Annotated in this window: 19 protein-coding genes; 4 read left to right on the plus strand and 15 right to left on the minus strand. The window is 51.8% G+C overall.

Annotation, left to right across the window (positions count from 1 at the left end):
• Nucleotides 1-2 precede the first annotated feature (2 nt).
• The 6 genes from L6H98_RS23350 to adhE all read right to left on the minus strand — a co-directional run bounded on the left by L6H98_RS23350 (nt 3) and on the right by adhE (nt 9,697).
• Nucleotides 3-833: a carbohydrate ABC transporter permease gene (locus L6H98_RS23350; RefSeq protein ID WP_236420034.1), complete on the minus strand. Its 831-nt coding sequence runs from the start codon at nt 831-833 to the stop codon at nt 3-5.
• Nucleotides 833-1,717 carry a sugar ABC transporter permease gene (locus L6H98_RS23355; protein ID WP_236420037.1) on the minus strand — a complete coding sequence of 295 codons (885 nt, stop codon included), beginning with the start codon at nt 1,715-1,717 and terminating at the stop codon, nt 833-835. Before L6H98_RS23355 ends, L6H98_RS23350 begins: the two co-directional genes overlap by 1 nt.
• 51 nt (nt 1,718-1,768) lie before the next feature.
• Nucleotides 1,769-3,133, minus strand: a complete 1,365-nt coding sequence (locus L6H98_RS23360; protein WP_236420039.1) for an extracellular solute-binding protein — start codon at nt 3,131-3,133, stop codon at nt 1,769-1,771.
• A 247-nt stretch (nt 3,134-3,380) separates the two neighbouring features.
• Nucleotides 3,381-4,133 carry a pyruvate formate-lyase-activating protein gene (gene pflA, locus L6H98_RS23365; protein WP_236420041.1) on the minus strand — a complete coding sequence of 251 codons (753 nt, stop codon included), beginning with the start codon at nt 4,131-4,133 and terminating at the stop codon, nt 3,381-3,383.
• A gap of 56 nt (nt 4,134-4,189) precedes the next feature.
• Nucleotides 4,190-6,448 (minus strand): formate C-acetyltransferase, encoded by a 2,259-nt coding sequence (gene pflB, locus L6H98_RS23370; protein WP_236420043.1) that lies wholly within the window; start codon nt 6,446-6,448, stop codon nt 4,190-4,192.
• A gap of 636 nt (nt 6,449-7,084) precedes the next feature.
• Nucleotides 7,085-9,697: a bifunctional acetaldehyde-CoA/alcohol dehydrogenase gene (gene adhE, locus L6H98_RS23375; RefSeq protein WP_236420045.1), complete on the minus strand. Its 2,613-nt coding sequence runs from the start codon at nt 9,695-9,697 to the stop codon at nt 7,085-7,087.
• 414 nt (nt 9,698-10,111) lie between these two features.
• Between adhE and L6H98_RS23380 the strand changes: the two genes are divergently transcribed.
• Nucleotides 10,112-10,828 carry a Crp/Fnr family transcriptional regulator gene (locus tag L6H98_RS23380; RefSeq protein ID WP_236420047.1) on the plus strand — a complete coding sequence of 239 codons (717 nt, stop codon included), beginning with the start codon at nt 10,112-10,114 and terminating at the stop codon, nt 10,826-10,828.
• 61 nt (nt 10,829-10,889) lie between these two features.
• On the opposite strand, the gene L6H98_RS23385 is transcribed toward L6H98_RS23380, so the two are convergent.
• From L6H98_RS23385 to L6H98_RS23410, 6 genes are all read right to left on the minus strand, one after another.
• Nucleotides 10,890-11,600 carry a hypothetical protein gene (locus L6H98_RS23385; protein WP_236420049.1) on the minus strand — a complete coding sequence of 237 codons (711 nt, stop codon included), beginning with the start codon at nt 11,598-11,600 and terminating at the stop codon, nt 10,890-10,892.
• 182 nt (nt 11,601-11,782) lie between these two features.
• On the minus strand, nt 11,783-12,487 hold the full coding sequence (locus tag L6H98_RS23390; RefSeq protein WP_236420051.1) for a hypothetical protein: 705 nt from the start codon (nt 12,485-12,487) through the stop codon (nt 11,783-11,785).
• A gap of 212 nt (nt 12,488-12,699) precedes the next feature.
• Complete coding sequence (locus tag L6H98_RS23395; protein WP_236420112.1) at nt 12,700-12,996, minus strand: helix-turn-helix domain-containing protein; 297 nt, start codon at nt 12,994-12,996, stop codon at nt 12,700-12,702.
• Between the two features lie 496 nt (nt 12,997-13,492).
• Complete coding sequence (locus tag L6H98_RS23400) at nt 13,493-14,221, minus strand: ThuA domain-containing protein (RefSeq protein ID WP_236420053.1); 729 nt, start codon at nt 14,219-14,221, stop codon at nt 13,493-13,495.
• 25 nt (nt 14,222-14,246) lie between these two features.
• Nucleotides 14,247-15,215, minus strand: a complete 969-nt coding sequence (locus L6H98_RS23405) for a sugar phosphate isomerase/epimerase (protein ID WP_236420055.1) — start codon at nt 15,213-15,215, stop codon at nt 14,247-14,249.
• A 199-nt stretch (nt 15,216-15,414) separates the two neighbouring features.
• The gene (locus tag L6H98_RS23410) at nt 15,415-16,473 is read right to left on the minus strand and encodes a Gfo/Idh/MocA family oxidoreductase (RefSeq protein WP_236420057.1); all 1,059 of its coding nucleotides are present in this window, start codon (nt 16,471-16,473) and stop codon (nt 15,415-15,417) included.
• 154 nt (nt 16,474-16,627) lie between these two features.
• Here L6H98_RS23410 and L6H98_RS23415 point away from each other — a divergent pair, with 154 nt between their 5' ends.
• Nucleotides 16,628-17,446, plus strand: a complete 819-nt coding sequence (locus L6H98_RS23415; protein WP_236420059.1) for an AraC family transcriptional regulator — start codon at nt 16,628-16,630, stop codon at nt 17,444-17,446.
• 154 nt (nt 17,447-17,600) lie between these two features.
• Here the strand turns inward: L6H98_RS23415 and L6H98_RS23420 are convergent, their stop codons facing one another.
• Both L6H98_RS23420 and L6H98_RS23425 read right to left on the minus strand, forming a co-directional pair.
• Nucleotides 17,601-17,909 carry a hypothetical protein gene (locus L6H98_RS23420; RefSeq protein WP_236420061.1) on the minus strand — a complete coding sequence of 103 codons (309 nt, stop codon included), beginning with the start codon at nt 17,907-17,909 and terminating at the stop codon, nt 17,601-17,603.
• Nucleotides 17,910-17,951: 42 nt separating this feature from the next.
• A complete protein-coding gene (locus L6H98_RS23425; protein ID WP_236420062.1) occupies nt 17,952-18,893 on the minus strand; it encodes a Gfo/Idh/MocA family oxidoreductase in 942 nt (313 codons plus the stop codon).
• Between the two features lie 262 nt (nt 18,894-19,155).
• Between L6H98_RS23425 and L6H98_RS23430 the strand changes: the two genes are divergently transcribed.
• Together L6H98_RS23430 and msrA are read left to right on the plus strand one after the other, a co-directional pair.
• On the plus strand, nt 19,156-19,767 hold the full coding sequence (locus L6H98_RS23430; RefSeq protein WP_236420064.1) for a VTT domain-containing protein: 612 nt from the start codon (nt 19,156-19,158) through the stop codon (nt 19,765-19,767).
• 139 nt (nt 19,768-19,906) lie between these two features.
• Nucleotides 19,907-20,866, plus strand: coding sequence for a peptide-methionine (S)-S-oxide reductase MsrA (gene msrA, locus L6H98_RS23435; RefSeq protein ID WP_236420066.1), 960 nt, complete (start codon nt 19,907-19,909; stop codon nt 20,864-20,866).
• Between the two features lie 194 nt (nt 20,867-21,060).
• On the opposite strand, the gene L6H98_RS23440 is transcribed toward msrA, so the two are convergent.
• A complete protein-coding gene (locus L6H98_RS23440) occupies nt 21,061-21,867 on the minus strand; it encodes a lipid II flippase Amj family protein (protein ID WP_236420068.1) in 807 nt (268 codons plus the stop codon).
• Nucleotides 21,868-22,090 lie beyond the last annotated feature (223 nt).

The following is a 22,090-nucleotide window of genomic DNA, read 5'->3' on the forward strand; positions in this document are numbered from 1 at the left end:
CATCAACCTTTGACACTGCCGGCGGTCACACCTTCAATAATTTTCTCCTGCAGTATGGCGTAGATGACAATAACAGGCACAACGCTGTATACGATTCCTGCGGACATCTGGGCATAGTTCATCTGATACTGATCACGAAACTGGACCATGCCTACAGGCAGGGTGCGCAGCTTATCTGTAGATAGGAAATAGTTGGCGAGCAAAAATTCGTTCCAGTTGCCGAGGAAATTCACGATAAATACCGTAACGATGGCTGGAACCGTAAGAGGTATCACTATTTTAGCAAAGATTCCCGGGGCCCTCAAGCCATCCATCACCGCTGCTTCTTCAATCTCTCCAGGGAGGGATCTCATGAATGCAGCCAGTATGATGATCGTGAATGGAATCGCATTCGCTACATAAGGAACGATCAGAGCCAGATGCGTATCCAAAATGCCAAGCTTGCGGACGAGCAAATAAATGGGCAGCATCAGCGCATTATTCGGAATGAGCATGCCAGCCAGAACGAGACTGTACAGGAACAGGCTCCACTTGCGGTGTCTCATGCGGGTTACGGCAAAAGCAAACATGGCCCCCAGTATAATGGTACCTGCCGAGGACAGAACCGAAATGTACATGCTGTTCCAGAAATACGTACCGATCTTGGCGTTGACCCAGGCTTCCGCGTAATTGCTGAACACCCAGTGGGTCGGCAGACTGAACGGATGGAGTGCGATCTCATTGTTATCCTGTTTGAATGAAGAGAAGATGACAAATAAAAAGGGAAACAGAATGGCGATTAAATACAGCATCAACAGCACATGAGGAATGGTGCTCCGTATACTCTTCACCATCAATACTCCACCCTTTCGTTGTGCCTCGCTACCAACAGCTGATATACAGCCGTAAGCACAAGTGTCAGCGCAAAGATCAGGACCGCGACGGTATTGCCGTAGCCGTATTTAAAATTGGTGACCGCGTATTTGATCATATACGTGGCGAGCACCTCGGTGGACCCGGCGGGACCGCCTTTGGTCATGACAAGCACAATATCTGCCGCCTTCATCGCTCCGGCAATGGACAGCATGATGACGACCGAAATAATGGGCCTGATCAAGGGCAGCGTGATTCGGGTGGCCCGCTGTACGGCCGTTGCACCATCGATGGCTGCAGCTTCCTCCAGGTCACGGGGAATGGCCAGAATAGCCGCCAGCACCATAACGATGTAAAATCCGGTCCACTGCCAGGCATTGGTTACCAGAATGGACAGCATCGCAAAGCGATTATCGGAGAGCCAATACACCGGCGGAATGCCAAACGTATTCAGCAGTTGGTTCAACAACCCGATGTTGGGCTCATAGATAAATCCCCACAAAATGCCGATGACCGCCGTTGACATAATGGAAGGTAAAAAAACAGCCGTTTTGTATAACCCCTTGAATCGTTTGACGTTGGCAATAAGCAATGAGAATAATACAATCAACGGAACCTGGATCAATACGGAAAACCCGATAAAAAAGCCGTTGTTCCGCGTGGAAATCCAAAACCGCTCATCAGACAACGCCTTGGCGTAATTCGACAAACCCACAAAGCGTGGGTCTGTCGAAACGCCGTTCCAGCTGGTCAAGCTATAATACAGGGAGCTGCCGATCGGATACAGAAAAAACATTACAAACAGAATCAATGCCGGCAATACAAACAGCGCATAGATCAGCGGGCTGCGGAGTGAAGTATTCATGTTCAGCCTCCTTCAGTAACTTCAGTTGCAGCGATGGTCCAGGTGTATCCGTTATTCCACGGATGCGTTCGCTTCCTCCTGAACTTGCTGCAGCTCCTCCGCCATCTTCTCCGGCGTGGTCTGCCCGCCGATCAGTTTTTGAATCTGCAGGTTGCTGATCTCGGTGGTTACATCCGCCTGAACCAGCGCGTCGAATGCCGGAAATGACGTTTTGGATGCATTCAGGACAGCAACGATTTCTTTCATCAGTTCATCGGTAATACTGTCCGTCAATACCTTCTCATCCAGCTTCATGGCAGGCAGCACCCCATCTTCCACAAGTCCGCGCACCTGCATGTCTTCATTGTAGAAGTTTTTGATAAACGCTTTTACCGCCTCCAGCTTCTGAGGATCTTCCGCTACGGCTGCCGAGAAACCATAGCCATTATTGACGTCACGCATGAGTGAGGTCTGATCGCCCACTCCGTTCTCTACTGGCGGCATATTGAAAAATCCTACCTTGCCGATGAGCGATTCCCCGCTCTGTCCTTCCTTGAATACGGATGATTTCCATGTTCCGTCATACATCAGTATCGCTTCGCCACTTGTGAATTGAGTCGTGTACTCTGCGTATTCGAAGCCGAGCTCGCCTTTTTTGAAATAACCCTTATCGACCCATTCCTTATGCTTCGCAAAGCCTTGAACCACGCCCGGGTCGGTCCACTTGGCTTCACCTGTTGCAAACTTCGCGGTAATCTCGGGCCCGGCGTAACGGGACCACAGATGGTTCGTTAACATCAGCGGGACCCAGCCCGCCTTGGAAGCAGATGCAAGCGGTACTTTGCCATCCGCTTTGATCTCGGCCAGCATGTTTTCCAGTTCAGCCATGGTGGTCGGTGCTTGCCAGCCCTTTTGTGCAAAATATTCTTTGTTGTAGAAAAAGCCTTCTCCCGAACCCCCGATCGGCAGTCCGTATACTTTGCCTTCATACGTGAACGGTTCAAGGGATGTAAACTGATCCTGGATGCCCAGCTCTTGCAAAATCGGCGTGAGATCCAGCAGCATGCCTTCCTTGGCATACACCTTCGAATCCGGACTGCCGAACAGTTCGAATATATCCGGCGGATTGCCGGCAGCCATCTCTCCGCGAAGCTTTTCCTTCCGGTTCACATCGGATTCGACCCCGTCCAGCGTAAAGGTCAGATTAGGCACCTCGCTCTCCACCTTGTCGACGACGTCCTGCAGAATGGCCAGCCGTTTCTGTTTATCCGCCCCTACTTGGGTGTGACGCAGCAGCATTTCCACCGGTTCCTTGCTCGTTTCCGGGGCCGAACCTGAGGCTCCCTGCGGATTTTCGTTCCCTGAGCCCGCACATGCAGCCAGCGTCCAGGAAGTGACAAGCAGCAGTGAGAGCAGCATGATCATTCTTTTTTTCATCGTCGTTGACCCTCCTCGGCATTTTGCGCTTTTGGTTTTACACTCTGATTATAAAAAGCCGGAGCTTCCATCGTAAGGATGACAATTCATCAATGAGGGGATAAAATCCTTCACTGAACAAGCCTCTTCGTGTTCCTCCTGTAAAATGCAACAAAAAAACAGTCTCGGCGACATCGGTCGCAAAGACTGCCTGAATAGCGGATCCATATATACGTTTGTTGATTTCTAGCAGACCCATGGATCTGGATCATTTCGCCCCAGCAAGTGTGCCAGCCGTTTCCTTCCGGCCCTGTTCAATCAGGCGATACGCCCGTTCCACCTCTTCTTCGGTTGGAGAAGGCACGCCATCGAGCGGGTACACCTTACCCAGCGCCTGCCATTTGTAGATGCCCATCTGGTGATAGGGCAAAATCTCAAACTTCTCTACCCCGTTCAACGTGCCGATATATCGGCCCAGATTAAGCAAATCCTGCTCATCATTATGAATGCCGGGCACGTATACGTGGCGAATCCACATTTTCCGATCATGATCGGATAACCAGCGGGCCATACGAAGCGTTCTCTCATTGGATTTCCCGGTAAGCTGGATATGCTTTTCATCATCGATATGCTTCAGGTCCAGCATGACCAGATCGGTATGGTCCAACAAGTCAAGAATGCGATCCGGTTCATTGTAGCCGTTGCTGTCTAAGGTAGTATGCAGTCCCCAACGCCGCTTCACTTCTTTGAAAACTTGGGCCACAAAATGAGCCTGCAGCGTCGGTTCACCTCCCGACACCGTAAGTCCGCCACCGGAACTGCGATAATAGGTCAAGTAGGGCTCGATTTCCGCAAGAACTTCTTCCACGCTCATATCCCGGCCTCCATCAAGCGCCCATGTATCCGGGTTGTGGCAATACTGGCATTTCAGATGACATCCTTGCATAAATAGCACGAAGCGGATGCCTGGGCCGTCAACCGTCCCGAAAGTTTCGAGTGAGTGAATATGTCCGTTAACCATGCTGCCTCTTCCTTTCTTTTCCGCATCCGCTGTGCGTTTATGTTGTTTCTTCTCTATTACATCGAACCGTGGAACGTACGGTTAATGACGTCGAGCTGTTGTTCGCGAGTCAGCTTGATGAAGTTGACGGCATAACCCGATACCCGAACGGTCAGCTGCGGATAGTTTTCCGGATGCTCCATCGCATCGATCAGCTGTTGACGGTCAAACACGTTGACGTTCAGATGATGAGCGCCTTGGCCAAAATATCCGTCCATCATGGCGACAAGGTTGGATTTGCGGATATCGCCCTCTTTACCCAGTGCTTTAGGCACGATGGAGAATGTGTTGGAGATACCATCAAGGCTGTGCTCGTAAGGCAATTTGGCTACGGAGCCAAGGGAAGCAAGGGCGCCTTTTTTGTCGCGTCCGTGCATAGGGTTGGCTCCCGGAGCAAACGGTTCGCCCGCTTTGCGTCCATCCGGCGTTGTGCCTGTTTTCTTGCCATATACCACGTTCGACGTAATGGTCAGCACGGATTGGGTAGGCAGTGCGTTGCGATAAGCTTTGTGTTTCCGGATCATGCCCATGAAGGACTCGACCAGTTCAACCGCAATGCTGTCTACACGATCATCGTTGTTGCCGTAGCAAGGGAATTCGCCTTCGATTTCGAAGTCGACCGCGATGCCTTGCTCGTTGCGGATCGGTTTGACTTTGGCGTATTTGATCGCGCTCAGGGAATCGGCGGCTACCGACAATCCGGCGATGCCGCAAGCCATCGTACGCAGGATGTCACGGTCGTGCAATGCCATCTCGATGCGTTCATAGCTGTATTTGTCGTGCATGTAGTGAATGACGTTCAGCGTGTTCATGTACAGTTTGGCCAGCCATTCCATCATCGGTTTGAAGCGTTTCAGCACTTCGTTGTAATCGAGCACCTCGCTGGTGATCGCCGGATATTCCGGTCCGACCTGCGCGCCCGATTTTTCGTCGCGTCCACCGTTGATCGCATACAGCAGCGCTTTGGCCAGGTTGGCGCGGGCGCCGAAGAACTGCATTTGTTTGCCGATCTTCATCGCGGATACGCAGCAGGCAATGCCGTAATCGTCGCCATAGATCGGACGCATCAAATCGTCGTTTTCATATTGGATCGAGCTCGTTTCGATCGAAACTTTGGTGCAATATTCCTTGAACGCTTCCGGCAGCTTCACGGACCAGAGAACCGTCAAATTCGGTTCTGGTGCAGGGCCCAAATTATAGAGCGTGTGCAGGAAACGGAAGCTGTTTTTGGTTACGCGGGTTTCGCCGTTAACGGACATTCCGCCGATGGATTCGGTAACCCAGGTCGGGTCGCCGCTGAACAACTCGTTGTAATCCGGCGTGCGCAGAAATTTCACGATGCGCAGTTTCATGACGAAATGGTCGACCAGCTCTTGCGCCTGTTCTTCGGTCAGCACGCCTTCCTGCAGGTCGCGCTCGATGTAAATGTCCAGGAAAGAGGATACCCGTCCGAGAGACATTGCCGCACCGTTTTGTTCCTTGATGGCAGCCAGGTAGCCGAAGTACAACCATTGGAAAGCTTCTTTGGCGTTGGTGGCCGGCAAGGAGATATCGAAGCCGTGCATTTCGCCCAACTGCTTCAGTTCTTGCAGCGCACGAATCTGTTCGGAGATCTCTTCGCGCAGACGAATGACATCTTCGTCCATGGCGTCCACTTCCAGCGAATTCAGCTGTGATTTTTTGTCCCGGATCAGGAAGTCTACACCGTACAAGGCCACTCGACGATAGTCGCCGATGATGCGGCCGCGGCCGTATGCATCCGGAAGACCGGTAATGATCCCCGCTTTGCGCGCTGCGCGCATTTCGGATGTATAGGCATCGAACACGCCTTGGTTATGCGTTTTGCGAATGTTCGTGAATATGTCAATGACTTCTTGAGGCATCTCGAAACCGTAAGCCTGACATGCATCAATCATCATGCGAATGCCGCCGAACGGCTGAATGGAACGTTTGAACGGAGCATCGGTCTGAACGCCAACGATCTGTTCTTTCTCTTTATCCAGATAACCCGGCTGATGGGACACGATCGTGGAAGGCGTATTCACGTCCACGTCCAGGACACCGCCGTTCTCGCGTTCCTTTTTCGTCAAATCGGAAACGATCTCCCACAGGTCCTTCGTATTTTGGGTTGCGCCTGCAAGGAACTCTTCGTCCCCGTAATACGGCGTCAGGTTGCGCACCAGAAAATCGTTTACGTCTACGGATCTGTTCCAAGTACCTTTGACAAAGTTTCTCCAGCCTGTTTGCACTTTGACATCTTTTTCAATCACCGACATCGTTAATCCCTCCGTAATTTGGATTTCCGGACACGGGACAGGTTGTCTCGCACGTCGCATCCGTGTCCAGAACCGCGATATAATGTGAAGATTTTCACATATGCCGGATCGATACTCTCTCTTATAGGAACCCGGAACCGCGGAATTGATTGTTTTCTTTCTGTTTTCATTATACGTTTACGTTGTTTCACACTCTGTGATTTTTATCACAAAGTCAGTGAGCTTCTTCACTCCACCATTGCTGAATCATAGTGAATTACATTAATTCACATTAGCCACTGCGAGAGTAGAACAACTTCCGATCGCAATCCACTCCATATCTCCCGATTGAATTTTATCAACTGAACAAAGAACATTTACACTTGCCCACTCCGATAACAGAACTACCTTCCGATCACTGTTATCCCCCGAGTTTTTTTGATCCATTTTTCAAAGGATACACTCCCGGGATAAAGGCGAACGCTTCGCTTCTTCAGGTTATTTCTGTCCCTCCGTTTTCATGTAAATTGTTGAATTCAACAGATACCGCAAGGGTTCCGTTGAACAGAAAGACGGCAATCGGGGCTCCCCATTTCGGGGAACCCTGATCCTATTGCCTTAACCTCAAACGAATGGTTTGCTATGCTGCACTATTGTTTATTCAAACCGTCCATAGAAGGCGTTGCGGTATACATCGGCTAGTTCGGTAACCAGCGGCATCTTCGGATTGGCCGTTGTACATTGGTCCTCGAACGCACGGTCGGCCAGATAGTCTACGCGCGATTCGAAATCTTTCGGATCGAATCCGAGCTCCTGGAACGATTCCTCGATGCCCAGCGTTTTGTTCAGCTTGCGGATGGCGTTGATCAGGCTGTTGACGCCTTCTTCAGTCGTGCGGGCCGGCAGCCCGAGAATGCGGGCAATCTCGGCATAACGCTCATCGGCAACGAAGTGCGAATATTTCGGGAACGAAGCGAATTTGCTCGGTTTTTTCGCATTGTAGCGAATGACGTGCGGCATCAGGATCGCATTGGTGCGTCCATGCGCGGTGTGGTACTGACCGCCCCATTTATGCGCAAGGCTGTGGTTGATGCCCAAGAACGCATTCGCGAAAGCCATGCCTGCGATCGTCGATGCATTATGCATTTTTTCGCGGGCGAGTTTGTCGCCTTGCAAAGCCGATTGCTCCAGGTATTGGAACACCAGTTGGATCGCTTTGATCGCCAAACCGTCCGTATAATCGTTCGCCATGACCGACACATAAGCTTCGATCGCATGGGTCAGAACGTCCATGCCCGTATCCGCCACTGCGGTTCTCGGCAAGCTGTACACAAACTCCGGATCCACGATAGCCACGTCCGGCGTCAGCTCGTAATCAGCCAGCGGATATTTCGTATTGCCTTTCTCTTTGTCCGTAATGACCGCGAACGAGGTAACCTCCGAACCTGTACCGGATGTCGTCGGAATGGCTACGAATTTTGCTTTGATGCCCAAGCGCGGATATTTATAGATCCGTTTGCGGATGTCCATAAATTTTTGCTTCAGGTTGTTGAAGTCGGTATCCGGGTATTCGTAGAACAGCCACATCGCTTTCGCGGCATCCATCGGCGAACCGCCGCCGAGGGCGATGATGCAGTCCGGCTGGAAGCGATTCATCATCTCGGTTCCGCGATCAACCGTCGTTGTCGATGGATCGGGTTCGACTTCGGAGAACACTTCGATCGCAACCGGAGTCTGGCGCTGACGCAGGTAATGCTCTACTTTTTCGACATAACCAAGCTTCACCATCACAGGGTCCGTAATGATGGCAACGCGGGTGATGTCCGGCATTTTGGCGAGATATTGCGTTGCGCCTTTTTCGAAATAGACTTTGTTCGGCACTTTGAACCATTGCATATTCACGGTACGGCGAGCCACCCTTTTCACGTTGATTAAGTTGACGGCAGATACGTTCGACGACGTCGAGTTGCGTCCATACGAGCCGCAGCCCAGCGTCAGGGACGGAATGTTCGTATTGTAAATATCGCCGATCGCCCCATGCGTGGATGGCGAGTTGACCAGAATCCGGCCTGTTTGCAAACGATCCGCAAATTTGGTGATAACATCTTCATTGTTCGAATGGATCACCGAGGAGTGGCCCATGCCGCCAAAAGCAACCACTTCCGCTGCGCGTTCAATGCCTTCGGCTGCGTTTTTCACTTTGTAGCAAGCCAGCACCGGGCTCAGTTTTTCGGCCGACAGCGGGTATTTCGTGCCTACGCCTTCGATTTCGGCAACGAGGATTTTGGTGCCTGCCGGAACGTCAATGCCGCACAGTTCGGCGATTTTGACGGCGGATTGGCCTACGATCGCCGGATTGACCGCACATTTATCGACATTGATCACGCCTGGCGTCAACTTTGCCAGCTCTTCTTTGTTCACAAAGTAACAGCCGCTGGCAATCATTTTCTTTTTCACCTGGTCGAAAATGGCTTCTTCGATGATGACGGCTTGCTCGGATGCGCAGATCATGCCGTTGTCGAACGATTTGGACAGAATCAGGTCGGTCACCGCCTGGTTGATGTCCGCGCTTTTCTCAATGAAGCAAGGAACGTTACCTGGTCCGACACCCAGTGCCGGTTTACCACAGCTGTATGCGGCCCGTACCATGCCTGATCCGCCTGTGGCCAGAATAAGCGCTACGTCAGGGTGATTCATCAGGGCATTGGTCCGATCCATGGAAGGATCGTCGATCCATTGGATGCAATCGGCCGGAGCACCATGCTTCACGGCTGCTTCAAGCAGGATTTTGGCAGCTTCACGGCTGCAGTTTTGTGCGGACGGATGGAATCCAAAGATGATCGGGTTGCGCGTTTTGATGGAGATCAGCGCTTTGAACATCGTGGTGGACGTTGGATTCGTAACCGGTGTGATCCCCATAATGATGCCCACCGGTTCGGCAATTTTCTGGAAGCTGTCGAATTCGTTGTCTTCGATCACGCCTACCGTTTTGTCGTATTTAATGCTGTGATAAATATATTCCGTGGCAAAAATGTTTTTAGTGATTTTATCCTCATACACGCCTCGACCTGTTTCTTCGACGGCCATTTTGGCAAGCATCATGTGTTTGTCGAGTCCTGCGAGTGCCATCGCCTGCACGATCCGGTCGATCTGCTCCTGATCCATGGACATGAACGCTGCGTGTGCCTTGTTTGCTTTGTCAATCAACGTTTGGATATACTGGCCTGCTGTCGGTTCTTTTACTGGGGCGACTTCGTTCTTTACAGCCATCTCCCTCATCCTCCTAAAGGTTCGTATTGTTTGTCTCTCTGCTTACGATCACATCGTACCATGGCGAATTCGGTCGGTATGTGATTTTTTTCACAAAGTATAACAAATTTAATTTATGTTTTGGAGCATCGCTCCACTCCCCTTACGGCTCTTCATATTTAAAATGATATTCTGTCATCATCATCCTTTCCTTAGAAAAGTGAATTTAATCACAATGTTTGAAATATTGCCATTTTTGCCTCCTTCCCAGCCCCTGCATTAGGTATATACTGAACTTAAAAATTGAACCACCGCAATTTGTACCGTCCCTCACCGGCCGGATTCACCTGATCAGGACGGCGGCTTGCGGCGAACCACGGCAGCTCATTCACCTACATGAAAGAACGCCGGCGGATACAAAGGGGAGATAGACTTATGAGAGAACCATTGAGTGTACTGGAAGAGCGCGGAAATACAAGCTGTTTCTCGGAAGTGAACTTCAACCATCTGCTCGTAACGATGAAAGAACGCACCTATCCCGAAGGTACCCACCTGTATTGGGAAGGCGATGTCTCCGACAAATTGTATTATCTGAAACGGGGACGCGCCCAGATCACCAAATCTACGGATGAAGGCAAAGAGCTTATCATGTATATGTACCAAGCCGGGGACATGATCGGCCAGGCCGACCCGTTCTTTGGTTCCCGTCATTCCTTCTCGGCTGAAGTGCTGGAGGACAGCGAGATCGGCGTTCTGGAGCACAAAGATCTGGAGATGCTAATCTGTCAGCATTGCGATTTTGCGATTGATTTCATGAAATGGATGGGTATCCATCACCGGTTGACCCAAACCAAATTCCGTGACCTCATGTTGTATGGTAAACCGGGTGCCCTATGCTCCACGTTAATCCGTTTGTCCAATTCGTACGGGGAGCCTCACGGCGAACATGTCATCATTCATAAAAAAATTACCCACACCGACCTGTCCAACATGATCGGTGCCACTCGCGAGAGCGTGAACCGCATGCTTAGCGACCTGCGCAAAAAAGACGCCATCGAATATGAGAACGGCATGATCGTCATCAAGGATCTGCAAATGCTGCAAGGCATCTGCCATTGCGAATTGTGCCCACGGGAAATTTGCCGGATCTAACCCCCAAAAAGCCCAATCCTCCCGCTAGGAGGATTGGGCTTCTATCTGCACGGCTTGTCCATCAGGATGCCGTCAATTCCAGTTTAATCGCATCACGCGGATTCAATTTCATGTCCAGGCCGTTGTCCATCAATTCTTTGTCATTGACCATAATCACCCAGCGTTGATTCATGCGCGGGCTAACGTTTTCCACGGACAAGACGTATTTGTTGTTTTCCGACAATCGGACCACGCCGCTGGATTTCAACACATCGCGCACCGTGCATTCCGGCACGTATACGCCTGCATACTGCCGATTGAGCGATGGCAGAATGTTACCGCCGCTCACCTTGAGCAGGGTTGTCTGATAAGCAACCCCCTCATTAGAGCTGTCGGCGGCTTTGACATAGATGACCACTTCGTCCTTGGCATGCAGCTCCATATCCCAATGCTCGGGGTCGACGTCCTCTCCATTCAGTTTTACGGCCCAGCTCAGCGAGGCATCCAGCGATACTTCTCCAACCGATTGGATTCGTTTGCCGTCCGCCGTGAAATCGACAAGTCCGCTGTTCAAAAGCGCTTTTTTAAGCGTCATTCCTTCGCTGAAATCCCTTTTGATCGATTTGGTTGCATCCGGCAGGAACGTGCTGCCATCCACTGCAACCGTAATCGTATTCGCCGAATCGGCGTCTTTGACGACAGGCTGCTCGGAAGGCTGGGGTTCCGTACATCCTGCCAATATGGCCAGTAACAGCAGGCAAAACCCAATTAGTCCCGGGAATTTGTAGTTCATGTAGGTAACACCACCCTGCGTAAAATCATTTGTCTGTTGTCCATAACCATTATTATGGCACAGATTTTAACCGAAAAAAGTGTCAAAGCCGTTACTTTTCATTTCCGGGAAACACAAAGAGCCTGCAAGCAGGCTCAATTTGGATCATATGACGGTTCTTAAAAGAACCGTTGCATGTTTGACTATTGAATGTTGGCCTGCATGTACGTTCGGCCTCCATCCCCGTTTTTCACGTAAGGATTAAGCCCGAAAACTTGTTCCTCCGCAACGGTGACTTCCGTCAACAGCTGCCCTTCAAGCAGTTCCCCGTCGACGTGCACGCACAACAAGGGAGCTTTCACATATTCCTGATATAACGGAATGGAGGATCCGGGGCTGCGATGGACCTTGTACAGCTTGCCTTGCTCATGTAACGGCCGTTCGGAAAAATACGTCGGAACGACGTATTTTGCGATAATGTCCATTTCCTGTGGCGTATAAAAGGTGTCTTGGCCAAGCCAAGGCTCAAGCATTCTGATCTCTTCGTATTGCGACCAGACAATGGCCTGAATGAGCAGTTCTTTCCGAATCGTTCGACCGTCAGGCATCTTGGCCATCGTATTCGGGAACCACGCGCCCTGCAGCGGAAGCTGCCCTATTCTCACCTCGCAGCCAATGCACTTCCAGCCGGATGACGTCCGGATCCACTTTTGCAGCACGGCCGGACGAGGGCCCTGTATCTTGCCGTCAACCGTCTTCCGATCGGATGCAGCATGCGTCCGTCCGTCCGTTTGAAACAACGATGCTGCTTTTTTGTAAATGAGATGTACCTGAATGGATGCGTTCTCAAGTTCAGCAATGTCCTGCTCGCCGTAGCGTACTTCACGGGATAAGCGTTCTTCTCTCATGACAAGTGGCCTCCTCGCTCCGGCCGCGTGCGGCCATTTTTGGAAACGAAACGACTTTCGGAGATACGACTGTGAACGTTGATCATCCCATTATACTACAACTCTCAGGCAGATGTGCAAAAGGCGCGAAACAAAAAATCCCAATTTCTTGTGGAAATCGGGATTTTTTGTGCCATGGGACCGCTTCATGGAGTCCAACACCGAATATTCGATTAATCGACCCACTGCTCAGCCCATTCCTGAATTTGATTCATGACCGGCTGCAGCGCTTTCCCTTTCTCCGTCAGCTCGTATTCAATCCGAACCGGCGTTTCAGGATAAACGTGACGGATCAAAATACCTTCACTCTCCAGATCCTTCATGCGTTCCGACAACATCTTGTCACTCATGGATGGAATCAGAGTGGAAATGTCCTTGAATCGCTTGGAGCCACTCATCAACGTTTGAATGATCAAACCGTTCCAGCGCTTGCCCAAAAACGAAAACGCCGTTTCAAAACGCGGACACATCCGCAGATCTTGGCCTTCCACATTAATCACCCCTTAATGAATCATTACAACTTACATTTCGTTAGTATATATAATAATAACACATTTGCGTCACATTTAAAACGTCTGCGTGCAAAAAGTTAAGCAAAGAACGTCCAAATGCAGCTATACCAGTATACCTCACCGCGTTCCCGGGGGCCATGGGGAATTTTCTGCTAACACTTTTTACCACAAACAATTCCAAAAAGAACCCTGCCGCCATAGTCGTTCTGACTCGGAGAAGGGTTCTTAGTGTGACTATGCTGTTTATATAAACCGAATTAATCAATCACACTAGGGCACTTCGAGTCAGTACCATCTTCCGATCGCTATTATCCCCAGATTTTTTTGATTCCCTTTTCCAAAGGGAAAATCCGGTGATAAACGCGAACACTTCGCTTCTCCAGATTGGTTCTGCCTCTCTGTTAACGTGTAGATGTTTTTGCGGTTTATATAGTTATATTGTTGTCTGTTAAAGTCAGACAACTACGCCGCCAAACGGTCTGACAGGTGCGCTGTTCCCGTATTCAGGCTTCACGTTGCGAGATGGATACGCCCATTTGATCGCATTGCCGATGACTTTCAGCACGTCAGGCTGGTAATACGTCGGATACGTTTCGTGGCCTGGGCGGAAATAAAAGATTTTGCCCTCGCCGCGTTTGAACGTACACCCGCTGCGGAACACTTCTCCGCCTTGGAAATTGCTGACGAATACAAGTTCATCCGGTACCGGAATATCGAAATATTCGCCATACATTTCTTCATGCTCCAATACGATTTTTCCTTGAACGCCCTCCGCAATCGGGTGCGAAGGATTGACGCACCAAATGATTTCCTGTTCGTTCGCCACGCGCCACTTCAGATTACAGCTGGTGCCCATAAGCGCCTTGAACGGTTTGGAGAAATGGCCGGAATGCAGCACGATCAGCCCCATCCCGTTCAAAACCCGCTGAACCACCTTGTGCGTAATCTCGTCACTAACGCGATCATGTGCCATATGTCCCCACCATACCAGCACGTCTGTCGTATCCAGCACCTCGCTGCTCAGACCATGGTCCGGCTGATCCAGCGTCGCTGTCCGGATGGCAAAACCTTCGCCGCCCAGACCGTCAGCCAGTGCCCGATGCAGTCCGTCGGGATACACCTCCCTCACTTCATCATGAATCTTCTCATGGACATACTCATTCCAAATGGTGACGTTGATCATGCTTTAATTTCCCCCTAAAATGGCCCTACACCCACCACATTTCCCCCAGCGGCTCTTCGATCAGCACTTGCTGGAGATTTTGCACGGCTTTGGAGAAGCCTTCTTCGACAGACATCAGTCCGTCTTCATGTTCGATGCTAACGACATAATCATATCCGACCAGACGCAGGGCACTGATGATGTCGGCCCAAGTTTTGTTGTCGTGGCCGTAACCTACAGAACGGAACTGCCATGCCCGATCAAGCATGTTCGTGTAATCCTGCATATCGGTCAATCCGTATTTGTTCACATTCACCGGATCGATCGTTGTATCTTTCGCGTGGAAATGGTGGATACCTCCTTCGCGTCCAAGAATATGAATCGCTTGCACAGGATCGATGCCTTGCCACCACATGTGGCTCGGATCCAGGTTGGCGCCGATGACTTCGCCCGCTGCTTCGCGGAGTCTCAGCAAAGTTGCCGGTGTATGCACCGAGAAGCCACCGTGCAGCTCCAGACCGATTTTTACGCTGCGATCCGCGGCGAATTTGCCCCACTCCGTCCAGTAAGGAATGACTTTGTTTTCCCACTGCCATTTCAAAATTTCCTGGTAGTCGTTCGGCCATGGCGCTACAGGCCAGTTCGGGTATTTGGCGTCCTCATGGTCCCCAGGGCAACCGGAAAATGTGTTAACGACAGGCACTTCGAGCTTTTGTGCCAGTTCCACCGTTTTGACAAAATCGTCATGGAACGATTTGGCGATATCCTTTTGCGGATGAAGCGGATTGCCGTGTACGCTGAGCGCGCTGATGATCAAACCGCGGGATTCCACCGCGTTTTTGAAGTTTTTGAGCGCTGTCTCGTTTTCGAGAAGCTCAGCCGGGTTGCAGTGCGCATTGCCCGGATATCCTCCGGTGCCGATTTCCACGGCTTTCAGCCCTTTTGCAGCTACGTAATCAAGTGCGTCCTCCAGTTTGCGTCCACCGAACAGTACCAAAAATACGCCAAGTTTCATTTGAGATTCCTCCCTGGATTATAAGTTAAATAAATGGTATGAATGCTTGCTGCTCCGAATCCCGGTTCCGCCGTTATGCCCTTTGCATTGTACTTATTGTGGAAAATCAGGCCTCATTCTATCCTGAAAGCCAAAAATTCAAAGCACGGCTGCATGAATGGCGGCAACGGAGTCCGGATGTAGTCCAAATAAAATCTGCTTACGCATAGGTGCTCTCAAGCGCAATGTGTTTGCCTTCCAACGAAGAGCGCTGGAACGCATGCATGGCCTCCAAGACATGATAAGCGAGCTTGCCGCTTGCCTGATGCTCTCTTCCGGCCCGAATCGATTCCACCATCTCCGTAACGCCGATGCCGCGTTCGTTGTGCCCGCTTTCGAATGCCGGAGGCAGGACCTCCCATTCATCCTGTCCCGGTCTGCGCAGCTTCACGTCCCCGTTGAAAAAGTTCGGGTCCGGCACGCTCAGCACGCCTTCGGTACCGTAGATTTCGATCCGCGGCAGATCCGATCCGCCCCGAATATCGAAGCTGGCAATCATCGTGGCGATGGCACCCTGCTCAAAATCGATCGTGCCTGAAAGATGAGTCGGCGTTTCGACCTGCAGCGAAGTGCCTTCCTTCGGCCCCGAACCAATTTTGCGATCCGCGATCTGGATGCCCGCAGAAGCGCTGATCCGGCGAATCGGTCCCAGAAGTTTAATCAGGGCGGTCAAATAGTATGGCCCCATATCAAACATCGGTCCGCCGCCGACGGTGTAGAAAAATTCCGGATTCGGATGCCATGCTTCCGGTCCGCCGCCCATGAAAAATGCCGTTGCGGCAACGGGTTTGCCGATCAAGCCGTCCTCGATGGCCCGGCGGGCCGTCTGGATGCCCGAACCAAGGAACGTATCCGGCGCAGAGCCGACATACAGTCCTTTTTGTTCCGCCAGTTCAATGACCTTGCGTCCATCCTCGAGCGAAATGGCGAGCGGCTTTTCGGCATACACATGTTTGCCGGCCTCCAGCGCAGCCAGATCGGTCATGGCATGGCTGCCCGGAATGGTCAGGTTCAGCACAAGCTCGATGTCTTCGTTTTGCAGCAGTTCATCTACATTGTAAACGTTTGCGATATTAAATTCATCTGCCCGTTCCTGCGCGCGTTCGCGGATCAGATCCGCTACGGCGACCACTTCAATGACTGGGCTGTTCTTCAGGTTTTCGAGATAAATGGCGCTAATGTTGCCGCACCCGATGATGCCTGCTTTCATTTTCTCCACTATGAGGTCATCTCCTTGCACGTTGAGTCGCTGTGCTGAAAATCTTGCTAACAACTTCCTCTATGGTATTCCGTTTCACCTTCGATTAAAATGAATAATATGATCGAAACATGAACTATCTGGTCATAATTTTCAAGTTGCAAGGAGAGTGCCAATGCAATCCGATCACGCTTGTCAGGTTCTTACAGCGGGCTTTTCGTTTCACCGTAAACCTTACAACTCCATAATGCCTGAAGGAGTTAAAAACTATTTGCTTCGCCTTCAAACCGATGGCCGCTGCCGTGCCCGTGTGGACGGATCGTTGTCCCTGGTGGATGTGGGTGATCTGCTTTTATTCAGTCCGGACGAGCCGTACGAACTCAAAATCGATGCAGAGCTGAATCCGCTCGGGGAACGTCTGGTGGAGAGCGGCGACTATCACATTTTTTTCAACGGACCATGGGTGGACGATTGGTGGCATCACCACAAGCGGCCCAACCGCATCAAGGTCGAATTGACCGAGAGCCTGCTGACGCTGTTTCGCCAGTTGGTTCTGGAACAGCGCCGAATCTCCAACCCTTATCCTGAAATTTCCAGCTATTATATGCGCATTCTGTGCCTCGAAGTAGACAGGCTGCTCTCAGAGCACCCCACCATGGCCAAAACCAATTATGTGGCTTACGAGATCAAGAGCTACATCGAGGAGAACGCTTCCTCCCTGTTCAAACTTGAAGATATCGCTTCCCATGTCGGGATCAGCGTTTCGCGCGGAGTTCATTTGTTTAAGGAAGTGTTCGGCAAAAGCATCATGCAGTACGCGCTCGATGTACGGCTGAACATGGCGCGGGAACGCATCATTTTCAGCCCTATGACGCTCGAGCATGTCGCCGAATCCTCGGGTTTCAACAATTATACGTATTTCCATCGCGTGTTTCGCTCCCGCTTTGGCATGTCGCCCAGAGAATTTCGGGCCATCCACCGGGAACAAATGTAACCACCAGGCGGGAAGCCCCCGATCGGGCACTGCGGAAACGCAACGTTTAAAAAAAACGGCTAACGAGCCGCGGGCTCTTTATGGGGAAAATGGATCTCCTTCATAAGACACTCCGCTTCGTTAGCCTGTCATACTTGCACAACGACCTGTTTTCTCACTTTCGCGCAGAGATCGTTTCGGCCACAACCATGGCTAGATCATCGTTGCCAAACATGGAAAGTACGCCGAGCACCGTCTCGTCCGGAATGTCGCCGGCTTCCTCCTTAGGCACGACCAGCTTCAGCACTTGCTGCAACCGCTCGTTGCCCTGTTGGTTCGGGTAGGCCTGCCGATACAGCTCCTCCGGATCAACTCCCTGGTTAACGCACCATTGCGCGAACACAAGGATCATCATTTCCTCTTCCTGCTTGTAACTTTCGATCACCGCTTCTTCGATTTGTTTGCTGCGTTCCTTCGATTCCATCGTGCAGACAACCTCCACTTTCCCTTGGTTCTTCGTTCTTGCTTATTTGCGGAGCAATTGCTCGGCCAACTCATGACTATCCATCACATGGGTCGCACTAATGATGCATTCGTCCGGCGTTTCCAAACACTGCAGGAAATCGTTCACGGCCCCGGCAAATCCTCTGCGTTTCAAAATATCATCCCAGCTGCCAAACGTTTCACGCTGCTCCAGAGCACCGCGCTCCGTATACACGGCCGTCTCCATATTGACGACTTCGACGGACCTGCCGCCGCCATGCAGCTCCAGTTTCTCCAAATCAGCCCCTGCTTCACGCACCATATCGAACCGGCCAATCGCATGACGTCCCAATCGGGCTGATCCGGCGGCATGCAGCAATCTGCCGGCGTCGTTCGTGCGCAACCAATGCTGAACCAATTCCGTATCATGACCCGAGTACCACATCATCAGATCGAGAATATGGATCAGGTCGTCATAGACCGTTTCCGCAGCCGGACGATCTTGAATGCTTGTCCGGTGCTTCGTCACCGTCAAAGACTCAAAGCCCTTTCCCGCCTGCATCCATTCCTTCGCCTTTTGGTACATCGGCGCAAACCTGCGGTTGAATCCCACCGCGAGCAGCAGTCCCTGTGCTTCGGCAAAAGCCGTCATCTCCTCCGATTCCCGCAGCACATAAGACAACGGTTTGTCCACGTATACGGACAAGCCGCGTTCCAAGCATTGCATGACGAGCTCAAAATGCGCTTCGGTTGCCGTATGTACGAACACCGCATCCAAATCCCAAGATAACAGTTCCTTTATATCGGTCGTCCCCTGCTCCAGCCTGTACAGCTGCTTTGCAGCGTCGACCGGCCCCGGGGAGCGGTTCATCGCGCCCACAAGCTCCACGTTCGGATGGGCGGACAGCAGCGGCAGGTAGACCTTGCGCGCAATGCCCCCCAGACCGACGATGGCGGCACGGGTGCGTTTCGTTGTTTCCGTCATGATCATTCCACCTTCAGATGAGTTCTTCGTATCCACGCCCTATAGTGTAACGCTTCCTGCAGCAACATGCCAGCTTTCGCGCAAGCTTTACGGATGGTTGGCGAGCAGGCGTACCCATATCGAGAATTCGATTCGGAAAGCCTCCGCTTACGCGGTCTCCTGCTCTATCTCGATCGTGATCGAACGTGGTACACTTGAACGAGAAATCAACGTTCAGGCAATTCCCTTATTTGGCGGGTTGTTGAAAGGAGCTTTTTGGATTTTGCGAAAATGGTTATGGATTCTGCTTTATGTTTTGCTCGCAGGAGCCACGTTTATTTACAGATATGAAGTGCTCGCCTGGACGGAGGCCCACCAGTCCATCCCGCTGCTCATCCTCATTGCCATGCTGTTTGCGCTGGTTCCCGTCATTCCGTACAAATTCGTCATCGTTGCCCTGGGTTACGGATATGGCGCCACAACGGCCGCCTGGGTCAGCTGGATCGGTACTTCGCTGGCTGCGCTGCTCATCTATGCGGGAGCGAGAACCGTGTTCCGGAGCCAGGCGCGAGCCTATCTGGAGCGCATTCGCGGGTTGAGCCGGTTCACCGCATGGATGGAACAACACCCGTTCATGGGCGTGATGACGCTGCGTCTGCTGCCGATCGTGCCCCAGGTGGCCGTCAATATTTATGCAGGCATGACGTACACCCCGGTCTGGACGTTTATGCTGGCAACGGCGATCGGCAAAATCCCGGCCATCGTTGTCTTTGCTTTTGCCGGAGCGCAAGCGGGAAGTTCCATCTGGCTCAGCCTGCTCATCTTGGCCGCTTATCTGACGCTCATGGCCCTAGTGTTATTCGGGTTCAGGCTCCGTTCGCGAAGCAAACGTTGAACCGGCACCGGGCTCCGTGCTTTAGGCAGAAGTTTTCTTTGTAATATTTGGTTCTCGGCATTTGGTAGTTGACAGCTTCTGATATTATAATAATGATGCAGCAAACATATCGTTCTTCAAGAAATGGAGTGAATCATACATGGAACAACATACAAGCGAAAAAGCAACGTTTGCAGGCGGGTGCTTCTGGTGCATGGTATCCCCGTTCGAGGAGCTGCCAGGTATCCAGGGAGTTGTATCCGGTTATACCGGGGGGCACACCGAGAATCCGACGTATGAAGAGGTCTGCTCCGAGACGACAGGACATGTGGAGGCCGTTCAAATTACGTTTGACCCGGCCATCTTCCCATATAGCAAGCTGGTCGAGCTGTTCTGGCAGCAGATTGATCCTACCGATGCGGGCGGACAGTTCCATGATCGCGGTTCTTCGTATCAAACGGCCATTTTTTACCACACCGAGGAGCAGCGCGAGATCGCGGAAGCCTCCAAGGCCGCGCTAGAGCAGAGCGGACGCTTCGACAAACCGATTTTCACGCCGATTCTGCCTGCCCAAACGTTCTATCCTGCAGAGGAGTACCATCAAGGGTACCACCGCAAAAACCCGGGCCACTACAAACGGTACAGCAAGGGCTCCGGACGCGAGGACTTCATCGAACGCAACTGGTCGGGCAAACTCGACAAAAGCGACCTGAAGGAACGGCTCACGCCGCTGCAATACGAGGTCACCCAAAACAACGCCACCGAGCGCCCGTTCGAAAACGAATTTTGGGACCATCACGGCGAGGGCATTTATGTGGATATCGTCTCCGGGGAACCGCTGTTCAGCTCGAAAGACAAGTACGATGCCGGTTGCGGCTGGCCTAGCTTCACGCGTCCTCTCCGCGAATACAGCATCAAGGAAAAAACGGATCTCAGCCATTTCATGATTCGTACCGAAGTGCGAAGCCGCGAGGGAGATTCCCATTTGGGTCACGTATTTAATGACGGTCCTGGCGAAAACGGACTGCGTTACTGCATTAATTCCGCTGCGCTGCGTTTCGTGCCGAAAGAAGACCTGGTCAAGGAAGGATACGGCGAGTACGCCATCCTGTTCAAATAAGAGCCGTATGGGACGGTTCGGATTGGTTTCCGCATCACCGTCCATAGATCAAGAGCATGGGCCCCAAGGGTCCATGCTCTTTTTATCGGGAATCGACACGCACCGGCTCCAGCCGGTGCCATATTTATTGCGGCTCGGTGTATGCGGACGGAACGAAAGGATTCACTCCAATCCATACTTTCCGCCCCTTTGCCTTATCCCATCAGGCTGACAACCCATCCGATCCAGTAAGCAAAGGGAATCAGCAGCAGCTGCGCCAACAGGGTTCCGAACAATCTCGATACGAGCATGCAGCCGTAAATTTGATTCATGCGGTCCAGACGGATCTCCCCGCGCAGCGATTTGTCGCTGAGCAATGAAATGCGCGGATCGATCAGAATCGTCAGCAATATGGTGGCCATGCCGTTGATCAGCCCCGTGGACTGCGATGCCGCAACAGCCCGGTCGGGATACAAATAGGCCGCATACAGGCTCGAAAGCACCCCGGTCGTATAAATGGCGGTTACGGCTGCATTCAACGCCATCAGCCTTCTCGGCATGCCGTGCTGCACCAGCCGCTTGGCCATCGTCCAAGAGGGGGGAGTAACGTAATGCATGGCGTTTCTGATCTTATCCCGACTGAGCAAGCGACGCCCCATCGCCGGAATGGAGCCGGCCGCTTCGAAATGCACGACCAAGCGGGACGCCAGCTTCACCATCGTCGGAAAACAGAGGATCGCGATGAGCGTGCCGACGCTGGCCGCTGCCATCAGCCAGTGCAATTGGCTCGAAAAGGGGAGATGGCCCCCGCTGGTCGCGTTGTCGACCAATCTGCCAACCATAGGGCCTTGCGCCATATTGGACGTGCGGGAGACGAGCAGCAATATGCCTGACAACGACAGCGCGAGCGCAATGCGCCGCGTTCTCAGCCCTCCAAGACGCAAAGCATAAGACAGGCTGTCAGCTGCATGAATGACCATCGTAAACATCATTGGAATCAAAAGACTCATCGTTATTATCAATGCTGCCCTTCTCCTTTGTCTTGCTTTTTATGTACATAAACTCATCTCTGCATTATACGCCTCATGACTCCCATTGTATATCATCCCCAATTTACCCATTATCGACATATCCCTTGAAGTTGGACCACCTGATTGAAGCCCCGGGCTGCAGCTTTCCCGAAACCTCGGGCTCCCCAACGTCATGCTCCCCGGCGTAGTGGCAGGAAGTCATCGTTTATCGCTC

The sequence above is a fragment of the Paenibacillus sp. JJ-223 genome, assembly GCF_927798175.1.
Classification (GTDB): domain Bacteria; phylum Bacillota; class Bacilli; order Paenibacillales; family Paenibacillaceae; genus Paenibacillus; species Paenibacillus hubeiensis.